The following is a 9,723-nucleotide window of genomic DNA, read 5'->3' as shown; positions in this document are numbered from 1 at the left end:
TTGTACAGATGCATCCATGCGTCGGAGAGCCGCAAGGGTGTCACATCCAACGGAGGTTTTTAAAAATGCGCATGCATTCCTTTTCGCCGATCGTTTCGGCACTCGCCGTCTCTGTTTCTATCTTTCTTGTCTCGCCGGCCCTGGCCGACATGGAAAAGTTCAAGGCGACGCTCGACGGCGGCCAGCAGAGCCCGCCCGTCACCACGAAGGGCAAGGGCACGGCCACTTTAACGTTCGACACGGCCAAGAAGAAACTCAGCTGGAACGTCAAGTATTCCGGTCTCAGCGGGCCGGCGACGGCGGGGCACATTCACGGTCCGGCGGCGATGGGTGAAAACGCTGGACCCGTTATCCCATTCAAGAAACTCAAGAGCCCGATCAAGGGATCGGAGACGTTGACCGATGCTCAGGCGGCTGACCTTGAGGCCGGCAAATATTACGTCAATATCCATACGGCAGCCAACAAGGACGGCGAGATCCGCGGCCAGATCGAAAAAGCAAAATAGGACGTAGCCGGTGCCGCGACTCTCCCCCTTTTGAGGGGGAGATGTCCGGCAGGACGGAGAGGGGCGCGAAGGAACTCGGCCTCTGCCGTTGGCGCTTTATGCCTTATCGCGGATCTGGGTCATCGTCCGGGTCGGCGTGATCGCCTCGGGGTCAAGCCTGATTTCGACGATCGCCGGCTTGCCGCTGGCGCGGGCTCGTTCGAAGGCCGGGGCGAAATCGGCGGTCTTCTCGACCGTCTCACCGTGGCCGCCATAGGCGCGAGCCAACGCCGCGAAATCAGGATTCTTCAAATCAGTGGCGACGACGCGGCCGGGATATTCGCGCTCCTGATGCATGCGGATGGTGCCGTAGATGCCGTTGTTGACGACGACGACGACGATCGGCAGGTCGTATTGCACGGCGGTGGCGAATTCCTGCCCGTTCATCAGGAAGCAGCCGTCGCCGGCAAAAGCGACCACGGTGCGCTCTGGAAACAGTTCTTTGGCGGCGACCGCCGCAGGCGTGCCATAGCCCATCGAGCCTGAGGTCGGCGCTGCCTGCGTGGCGAAGCGGCGGAAGCGGTGGAAACGATGCACCCAAGTGGCGTAATTGCCGGCGCCGTTGGTGAGGATGGCGTCGTTGGGCAGCATCTTTTCGAGGTATTTCATGATCGGCCCCATCTGGACCGAGCCGGGGCCGCTTTCCGGCGGTGTCGACCAGTCGAGATAGGCGGCATGCAGCTTTGGCGTCTCGGCTGCCCAGGCGGGTGCGGTGGCCGGCTTGCGCTTGGCGAAGGCGTCGACGAAGGCGGAAGGCGAGGCATTGATCGCCAATGTCGGCCGGTAGACGCGGCCGAGTTCGCCGGCGTCGGCATGGATATGGACCAGCGTCTGGTCGGGGTAGGGGCTTTTCAGCAGGGTGTAGTCGGAGGACGGCATCTCGCCCATGCGGCCGCCGATCAGCAGCACGAGATCGGCCTGCTTGATCGCCGTGGCCAGCTTCGGGTTGATGCCGATGCCGACATCGCCGGCATAGTTCGGGTGCAGATGGTCGAACAGCATCTGGCGGCGGAAGGAACAGCCGACCGGCAGCGACCACGTCTCGGCGATCGTGCGTATCCGTGCCACGGCCTCGGCGTCCCAGCGCGTGCCGCCGAGGATGACGAACGGCCTGATGGACTTGGCCAGCAGCTTTTCCAGCGCATCGAGCTCGGCTTCGCCCGGCCGGGTTTCGACCGGTGTGTGCGGCAAAGCGATGGGTGCCTCGACGACACTGGTCAACATGTCTTCCGGCAGTGAGATGACGACGGGGCCGGGGCGGCCCGATGTCGCCACGGCGAAGGCACGGGTGACGAATTCGGGGATGCGCGAGGCGTCGTCGATCTCGACCACCCATTTGGCGATGTCGCCGAAGAACCTCTTGTAGTCGACTTCCTGGAAGGCCTCGCGCTCCTTGGCGTGGCTGGCGACCTGGCCGATGAACAGGATGACGGGTATCGAATCCTGCATGGCGATGTGGATGCCGGCCGAGGCGTTGGTGGCGCCGGGGCCGCGGGTGACGAAGCAGATGCCGGGCTTGCCGGTCAGGCGGCCGTGGCAATCTGCCATCATGGCGGCACCGCCTTCCTGGCGGCAGACGATGGTGCGGATCGCTGAATCGTGCAGCGCGTCGAGCACCGCCAGATAGGATTCACCAGGCACGCAATAGATGCGGTCGGTGCCGTTGGCCTCAAGCGCGTCGACGATGAGTTGTCCGCCGGTCTTCATTGTCCAGACTTCTCCAGTTCGGCAAGGATTTCTTGCGTGTGTTCGCCCAGGCGCGGCGAGGGGCGCTCATAGACCAGCGGCGTGCCGGACATGACCATCGGCGCACGCACCGAAGGCAGAAGATTGCCATGGCCGTCGTCGAGGTCGAGCCGCATGCCGCGCGCGATTGTCTGCGGGTCGGCAAACATCTGGCCGATCGTGTTGATCGGGCTCGCCGGAACGCTTGCCGCTTCCAGCTTCGCCAGCAGCGGATCGCGGTCAAAAATCTTCAGCGCCTCGATCATGCGCTCACGCAGCCTGACCCGGTTGGCGACCCGGGCAGGATTGGTGGCGAAGTCGGGATTTGCAGGCAAATCGTCCAGTCCGACAGCGGCGCAGAATTTGGCGAACTGGCCGTCATTGCCGACCGCCAGGATGATGTGGCCGTCCCTGACTGGCACCACTTCGTAGGGCGCAATGTTCATATGCGCATTGCCCATCTGCACCGGCGATTTGCCGGAGACGAGATAGTTGAGGTTCTGGTTGCCAAGCGCGGAGATCTGGGTGTCGAAGAGCGCCATGTCGACGTGCTGGCCTTCGCCGGTTTGTTCGGCGTGGCGCAGGGCCGCCTGGATGGCGATGACCGAATAGAGGCCGGTGAAGATGTCAGAAATGGCGACGCCGGCCTTTTGCGGCTCACGGCCAACCTCGCCGGTGATCGACATCATGCCGGCCATGGCCTGGATGATGAAGTCATAGCCGGCGCGTGGCGCATAGGGACCATCCTGGCCGAAGCCGGTGATCGAGCAATAGACGAGGCGGGGGTTGATCTTGCGCAGGCTGTCGTAGTCGAGGCCGTATTTCTTCAGGCCGCCGAGCTTGAAGTTCTCGATCAGCACGTCCGAAGTCGCGACAAGCCGGCGCACGGTTTCGGCGCCTTCCGGTGTCGAGAAATCGATGGCGATGGAGCGCTTGCCGCGGTTGCAGGAGTGGTAATAGGCGGCCGACAGGTTCTCGCCGTCCTTGCCCATGACGAAGGGCGGGCCCCATTTGCGGGTGTCGTCGCCGCCATCGGGGCTCTCGACCTTGATGACATCGGCGCCGAGATCGGCAAGCAACTGCCCGGCCCATGGCCCGGCAAGGATGCGGGCGAGTTCGACGACGCGGACGCCTTTCAGCGGGGGCTCAGCCATAAATCACCGTGGTTGCTGCAATCACCTTGATTGCTGCGAAGGCAGAGCCTCTATCAAGCCCTGCAACGGCTGTCACGGCTCTTGCGATGGGCCAATCCGTCACGCTTTCAGGATGTCGTCCGCCCAGGCCGCGAAATCGCCCATGATGATGTCGCGATTCACCTCGTTCAGGCTTTCGTGGCGGGTGTCAGCGTAAACCTTTGAAACCAGATTCGAAAAGCCCATCTTGCGCATGCGATTGGCAAGATGGGTGATCCCCTTGCCGTAATCCGAGGCGGGATCCTTTTCGCCGCCGACGATGCTGACGGGGAGGTCGCGCCGGACGCCGGCAAAGCCGGCATCCTTGCCGCCGTTCAATGCCATGCCGACGACGTCGCGCCACATTGATACCGAAGCATCCCAGCCGCACAACGGATCGGCAATGTATTTCGCCACTTCCGCCTCGTCGCGCGACAGCCAGTCGAACAATGTACGGTGATTGGGCACCGCCTTGCCCCAGGCCTGAAAGGTGAGCTTTGGCAACAGGCGCGACGGGACATCAGAGCCGAGCCGCATCCGTTCCCAGGCAAGGATGCCGAGCGCCACCTGGCCAAGCAGGCCTTGGGAGAAATTGCCGTTCCAGATCGCGGCGGCATGAACGCGCGGCGAGTGGCGCAACAGGTAGTTCAGCGCCACCGACGCACCCATCGAGTGGCCGAAAAGGATGACGGGCAGGTTCGGCTGTTCGCTGGCGATCAGATCATGGATGGCGTCGACGTCGGCGATCACCTTGGCGGGGCCGTTGCTGTCGGCGAACCTGCCGAGCGGTGCGTCGGGGGCCTTGGTCGCGCCATGGCCGCGATGATCGTGGACATAGACGTGGAAGCCGCGGGAGCCAAGAAAATCGGCAAAGCGGGCATAGCGCGCGGCGTGCTCGGCCAGACCATGATTGATCTGGACGACGGCACGTGCCCGGCCATCGGCTTGCCTGACGAAAAGATTGAGATCGGCACCGGTCGGCGAGGCAATCACACGCTGCTGGCTGAATGACATGCCGCTCGGTCTCCAGGCTCTGGCCGCCACCGTGGCGCCGGCTTTGTTTGCGCCGGCGCCGGTTTTGCGTCAATTGGCAAAGCCTGCTTTTTCGCGACGATGTTTCTTGCGTTTGGACAGCAAAATATCGCAATTCTGACATGGAGACAGCTTCAGTCTGTCGCCCACTTCTTCAGCCGGGGATTTTCCATGCGCATTGGTGTCGTTTTCGGATTGGCCATGCTGGCGGCGTCACTGGCCGGGGCGGCGCGTGCCGACGTCAAGATGAGCGGCTCTTTCGTTGCCGACGCTGCCTGTCCGGCGACGCAGGCCATCAAGAACGGCAAGAACCCCGGCAACGTCTCGACCGATGCCGGGCAGAGCTACCAGCTGCTTGCCGGCAACAAGGATACGCCGACGCATTACCTCATCCTGGTGCCGGGCGCCGATCCGGAGCGCCGCTGGGTGAAAGTCACCTGCGGCCATGTTTCGGGTAGCAGCGCCGCGACCGTGCCGGCCGCACCGGGCGGGCAAGGCAAGCCGGCGGCATCGGGAAAACCCGAATATGTCTTCGCGCTGAGCTGGCAGCCGGCCTTCTGCGAGACCAAGTCGAGCAAGACGGAATGCAAGGTGCAGAGTGCAGGTGATTTCGACGCTACGCATTTCACCTTGCACGGCCTGTGGCCGCAGCCGAACGGCAATTTCTATTGCCAGGCGACGGCGAGCGACAAGGCCAACGACAATCCGGCCCACTGGAAAGACCTGCCGCCGGTCAATCTGGACGCCAACACCCGCACAGAGCTCGATCAGGTGATGCCGGGGACAGCTTCCAAGCTCGAACGGCATGAATGGATCAAGCACGGCACCTGCTACGGCAAGAGCCAGCAGGACTATTTCTCCGACGCGCTCAACTTGATGCGCGCGGTGAACAGCTCGCCGGTGCGCGATCTCTTTGCCAAGAACATCGGCGGCAAGCTGACGGCGGACCAGATTCGCGGCGCCTTCGACACTGCCTTCGGGGCGGGAGCAGGGGACCGCGTGCGTGTTTCCTGCGTCATCGATCCGTCGAGCGGCAGGCGGCTGATCGGCGAACTGACGCTCGGCCTCGCCGGTCCGATCGGCTCCAACAGCTCGCTCAAGGACCTGCTGCTGGCTTCGGTGCCGACCAACAAGGCCGGTTGCCCGACAGGCACTGTCGACGCGATTGGGTTCCAGTAAGTACGGGGCGGCTTCCAGTAAGTACGGGCGGTTCCAGCAGGCGCTGGCAGGACGCAGACACCGGACTGTCGCCTTGCCGCGTCCCGATGCTATGCTGCCCGCGCATCATTTCGGCGGGGCTCGCAATGGATGGCATGACGAGCAGCGCGCTGGCGCGGCTGGCTTTCTGGGCCAGGGGCATGGTCTCGATAAACGATGCCCGCATGGAATGGCCGGGCTTTTCCTACACCGACGCCGAATGGGCGCGCATGCGAACGCTATCCGAACCGATCGGCGTCGGCACCTACCAGCTGTTCACGATCGTCAATGCGGTGATTTTCATCACTATCGCGGCGATCGGCATTTTCGGTGTCTTCCTGCCGCTGGCGACGCTGCTGTTTCCCATACCGGCGGAAACCAGCGCGCTGAAGTTTTCGCTGCTGCTGGCGACTTGTGCTTTCCTGATCATCGGGCTCGGCCTGCCGATCTCGATGCGCCTTTCGGCCATGCTGGTGGGCGGCAGGGCGGTGCGGGCGGCACTTGTTTCCGCGCCCGGCGACGAGGCGTTGGCGTCAAAAGTGTCGTGGCAGATCAACCGCATCATGCTGATTCTATGCGGCCTGCTGGTGCCGGGCATCCTGCTGTTCATTGCCTATGACATCGAAGCCGGGCCGATCATCACCGCGCTGAAATGGCTGGCGATCGCGCTGATGGCGGTTTCCACCGTGACAGGCTTTCGGCGGCAGAAGAAGTCCTAACGACAGACCTAGATCTGCGCGGACTTGGTCCACGCAACGGCTGCGTCGGCTTCGTGGCCGCCCGGCTCGCCGACGACGCGATCGCGCCCGGTCGACTTCGCCTTGTAGAGGCGCTGGTCGGCAAGCGCGAACAGGTCGGCAAGGCAGCGCGTCGTTTCGCTGACGCTGGAAACGCCGGCGCTGACGGTCAGCTCGAACCGGCTGGTGGCGGCCGAGGCCTTGACCGCGTAGCGGATGCTTTCGCCGAACAGCCTGGCGACCGAGTGCGGGCGCGAACTGAGGATGGCGAATTCCTCGCCGCCGATGCGGAACACCAGGTCTTCGGCGCTTGCCGCCTCGGTAAGCAGGATCGCAACCGCTTTCAGCACCTTGTCGCCTTCGGCATGGCCGAAACGGTCGTTGATCGACTTGAAATGGTCGACATCGATGATCAGCAGGCTGAGCGGCCTGGCGGTGCGCAGGCTGTCCTGGACGGCGGCTTCACCGTCGGCGTCGAAGCGCCCGCGATGCAGCAGGCCGGTCAGGCCGTCACGGCCGACATGTTCGACCAGCGCTTCATAGCGTTCGCGATAGGTGAGTGTTTCGAAAATGTCGGTCAGCCCGCGCGGCGCCGCGACCTGACGCTCCTCGAACCATTTGAGATAGGCCACGAGCATGGTGCTGAAGATCAGCGCCGCCGCCATCTTGGCAAACCAGCCGCCGAAAAAGACCGCGATCGGCGCGCCGGCGACGAAATGCAGCGCGGTGAAGAACCCGGCCTGGTCGAAGGTGAGCACGCAAGCGACCGAAATCAGGATGCGCGCGAACTGTGCCTTGCGCAGGTAACGCCCGAGCTTTTCATAGAGCAGGATGATCAGGATGGCGTCGACGAACAGCAGCGTCGTGCCCCAGACCATCAGCCAGCCCATCTCGTCGATGAAGCCGATGTCGGGGAGCCTGCCGTCGGGAAGTGCCGCGATGACGTGCAGGCGCAGCAGCAGCACCAGCCCGATCATCAGCGCATTGCCGAACAGCAGGCCGTAGATCGGCTGACGCACGGTGGCGGCATCCTCTTTCATATAGAGCAGCAACAGCATGACCAGCTTGCCGGAAAACAGCACAGCCGAGCCCGGCGAGACCATGCCGAACGGCAAGGCGACGTAAAAAACGCTGGCGAGATAGGTCTCGAGGAAGTGCATGACGCCGAGCGCGCAGACGAAGACGCCGAGGCCGATACGCTGTCTGAAGCGGAAAAGCGTCACCATGACGCTGAAGTAGACGACCGCTTCGGCAAGGAGCAGGAAACTGTTCAGCAATGCCGTCGATCCGATCTTTCTCCTGAAATCGCTGCAAATCAGCGATTCCACCCCGATCCTGTTTTGACCCGGAAGGGTTAACCGGAGCTTTCATCGCGTCCGATGAGCGTGGAAAACTTCAGCGGTTGGCGGACACTTCCGCGTGTGACCGGCCAGATGCGGCAAAAGCGATTGCCGTTCGCCGCCGCATCGCCTACATAGCGGCCAACCTCCACTCAATTCGACAATCCAGTCAGTTTTTTCAGGGAAAGCGCGCGTGGCACGCCAGTTCATCTATCACATGGCCGGCCTCAACAAGGCCTATGGCACCAAGAAGGTGCTCGAGAATGTCCATCTCTCCTTCTATCCCGACGCCAAGATCGGCATTCTCGGCCCCAACGGTTCGGGCAAGTCGACGATCCTCAAGATCATGGCCGGGCTCGACAAGGAGTGGAACGGCGAAGCCTGGCTCGCCGAAGGCGCCACCGTCGGCTACCTGGCGCAGGAGCCGGCGCTTGATCCGGACAAGACCGTGTTCGAAAACATCATGGAAGGCGTCGCCGCCAAGACCGCCATCATCGAGCGCTACAACGAATTGATGATGAATTATTCCGACGAGACGGCCGACGAGTCGGCCAAGCTCCAGGACGAGATGGACCGGCTCAACCTGTGGGATCTCGAGCAGCAGGTCGAGATGGCGATGGAAGCGCTGGGCTGCCCGCCCAAGGATTCGGAAGTCACCAAGCTTTCGGGCGGCGAGCGCCGCCGCGTCGCGCTCTGCCAGCTCTTGCTGCGCCAGCCCGACCTTTTGCTGCTCGACGAACCGACCAACCATCTCGACGCCGAGACCACGGCGTGGCTGGAAAAGCATCTGCGTGCCTATCCGGGCGCTGTGATGATCATCACCCACGATCGCTACTTCCTCGACAACGTCACCGGCTGGATCCTTGAACTCGACCGCGGCCGCGGCATTCCCTATGAGGGCAACTACACCAAATACCTCGAAGCCAAGGCCAAGCGGCTCAAGCAGGAAGGCCGCGAGGACGACGCCCGCCAGCGCGCCATCGGCCGCGAGCGCGAGTGGATCCAGTCGAGCCCCAAGGCCCGCCAGACCAAGTCCAAGGCGCGTATCCAGGCGTTCCAGGACCTTTTGGATGCAGCCGACAAGCGGCGTCCGAGCGACACGCAGATCGTCATTCCGCATGGCGAGCGGCTCGGCAATGTGGTGATCGAGGCGGAAGGCCTGTCGAAGGGCTTTGGCGACACGCTTTTGATCGACGGGCTGGAATTCAAGCTGCCGCCCGGCGGCATCGTCGGCGTCATCGGCCCGAACGGCGCCGGCAAGACGACGCTGTTCCGCATGATCACCGGTCAGGAAAAGCCGGATGCGGGCTCGGTCCGTGTCGGCGAAACGGTCAAGCTCGGCTATGTCGACCAGAGCCGCGACGCGCTCGATCCGTCAAAGACGGTGTGGGAAGAGATTTCCGGCGGCGCCGAAGTGGTCAAGCTCGGCAAGTTCGAAGCCAACACGCGCGCCTATTGCGCCTCGTTCAACTTCCGTGGCGGCGACCAGCAGCAGAAGGTCGGCAACCTCTCCGGCGGCCAGCGCAACCGCGTGCATCTGGCCAAGATGCTGAAGACCGGCGGCAATGTGCTGCTGCTCGACGAACCGACCAACGATCTCGATACGGAAACGCTTGCCGCACTTGAAGACGCGCTGGAAAACTTCGGCGGCTGCGCGGTCATCATCTCGCACGATCGCATGTTCCTCGATCGCCTGGCGACGCACATCCTCGCCTTCGAGGGCGACAGCCATGTCGAATGGTTCGAGGGCAATTTCGAGGATTACGAGCAGGACAAGATACGCCGCCTTGGGCCCGATGCCGTCAACCCGCACCGCATGACGTATAAGAGGCTGACGCGGTAAGGAGTTTTCCGGGCGGCGAATTCTCAAGAAGACATGAGGAGCTCACATGGCTGATTGGTCCGCCGCCCAATATCTGAAATTCGAGGACGAGCGCACGCGACCCGCGCGCGACTTGGTCGCGCAGGTCCCCGT

8 protein-coding genes and 1 pseudogene are annotated in these 9,723 nt (G+C 63.0%); 5 read left to right on the top strand and 4 right to left on the bottom strand.

Annotated features, from left to right (window positions below; all coding sequences use genetic code 11):
* The first annotated feature begins 65 nt into the window (after positions 1-65).
* A complete protein-coding gene (locus tag EN935_RS11200) occupies positions 66-506 on the top strand; it encodes a CHRD domain-containing protein (RefSeq protein ID WP_109668333.1) in 441 nt (146 codons plus the stop codon).
* A gap of 96 nt (positions 507-602) precedes the next feature.
* Here EN935_RS11200 and EN935_RS11195 read toward each other — a convergent pair whose 3' ends face one another.
* The 3 genes from EN935_RS11195 to EN935_RS11185 all read right to left on the bottom strand — a co-directional run bounded on the left by EN935_RS11195 (position 603) and on the right by EN935_RS11185 (position 4,456).
* A complete protein-coding gene (locus EN935_RS11195) occupies positions 603-2,252 on the bottom strand; it encodes a thiamine pyrophosphate-binding protein (protein ID WP_109668331.1) in 1,650 nt (549 codons plus the stop codon).
* Positions 2,249-3,424, bottom strand: a complete 1,176-nt coding sequence (locus EN935_RS11190; protein WP_109668329.1) for a CaiB/BaiF CoA-transferase family protein — start codon at positions 3,422-3,424, stop codon at positions 2,249-2,251. Before EN935_RS11190 ends, EN935_RS11195 begins: the two co-directional genes overlap by 4 nt.
* Positions 3,425-3,523: 99 nt before the next feature.
* Positions 3,524-4,456: an alpha/beta hydrolase gene (locus EN935_RS11185; RefSeq protein WP_126069585.1), complete on the bottom strand. Its 933-nt coding sequence runs from the start codon at positions 4,454-4,456 to the stop codon at positions 3,524-3,526.
* 189 nt (positions 4,457-4,645) lie between these two features.
* Between EN935_RS11185 and EN935_RS11180 the strand changes: the two genes are divergently transcribed.
* Both EN935_RS11180 and EN935_RS11175 read left to right on the top strand, forming a co-directional pair.
* Positions 4,646-5,653: a ribonuclease gene (locus tag EN935_RS11180; RefSeq protein ID WP_109668325.1), complete on the top strand. Its 1,008-nt coding sequence runs from the start codon at positions 4,646-4,648 to the stop codon at positions 5,651-5,653.
* A gap of 125 nt (positions 5,654-5,778) precedes the next feature.
* Positions 5,779-6,390: a hypothetical protein gene (locus EN935_RS11175; RefSeq protein ID WP_109668323.1), complete on the top strand. Its 612-nt coding sequence runs from the start codon at positions 5,779-5,781 to the stop codon at positions 6,388-6,390.
* A gap of 8 nt (positions 6,391-6,398) precedes the next feature.
* Here EN935_RS11175 and EN935_RS11170 read toward each other — a convergent pair whose 3' ends face one another.
* The gene (locus EN935_RS11170; RefSeq protein WP_127265233.1) at positions 6,399-7,685 is read right to left on the bottom strand and encodes a GGDEF domain-containing protein; all 1,287 of its coding nucleotides are present in this window, start codon (positions 7,683-7,685) and stop codon (positions 6,399-6,401) included.
* 256 nt (positions 7,686-7,941) lie between these two features.
* Here EN935_RS11170 and ettA point away from each other — a divergent pair, with 256 nt between their 5' ends.
* Positions 7,942-9,591 carry an energy-dependent translational throttle protein EttA gene (gene ettA / locus EN935_RS11165; RefSeq protein WP_013530923.1) on the top strand — a complete coding sequence of 550 codons (1,650 nt, stop codon included), beginning with the start codon at positions 7,942-7,944 and terminating at the stop codon, positions 9,589-9,591.
* A gap of 46 nt (positions 9,592-9,637) precedes the next feature.
* Positions 9,638-9,723: pseudogene (locus EN935_RS11160) on the top strand (trans-aconitate 2-methyltransferase); the annotation flags it as partial.

Source organism: Mesorhizobium sp. M7D.F.Ca.US.004.03.1.1 (assembly GCF_003998635.1).
Classification (GTDB): Bacteria; Pseudomonadota; Alphaproteobacteria; order Rhizobiales; family Rhizobiaceae; genus Mesorhizobium; species Mesorhizobium loti.
Note: the sequence above shows the minus strand (reverse complement) of the source record. Positions and strands in the feature narration are given on the sequence as shown.

Bases quoted from the DNA above. Each gene is read 5' to 3' on its own strand.
- EN935_RS11185 (WP_126069585.1), bottom strand. From the start codon at position 4,456: ATGTCATTCAGCCAGCAGCGTGTGATTGCCTCGCCGACCGGTGCCGAT.
- EN935_RS11180 (WP_109668325.1), top strand. From the start codon at position 4,646: ATGCGCATTGGTGTCGTTTTCGGATTGGCCATGCTGGCGGCGTCACTG.
- EN935_RS11175 (WP_109668323.1), top strand. From the start codon at position 5,779: ATGGATGGCATGACGAGCAGCGCGCTGGCGCGGCTGGCTTTCTGGGCC.
- EN935_RS11195 (WP_109668331.1), bottom strand. From the start codon at position 2,252: ATGAAGACCGGCGGACAACTCATCGTCGACGCGCTTGAGGCCAACGGC.
- EN935_RS11190 (WP_109668329.1), bottom strand. From the start codon at position 3,424: ATGGCTGAGCCCCCGCTGAAAGGCGTCCGCGTCGTCGAACTCGCCCGC.
- EN935_RS11200 (WP_109668333.1), top strand. From the start codon at position 66: ATGCGCATGCATTCCTTTTCGCCGATCGTTTCGGCACTCGCCGTCTCT.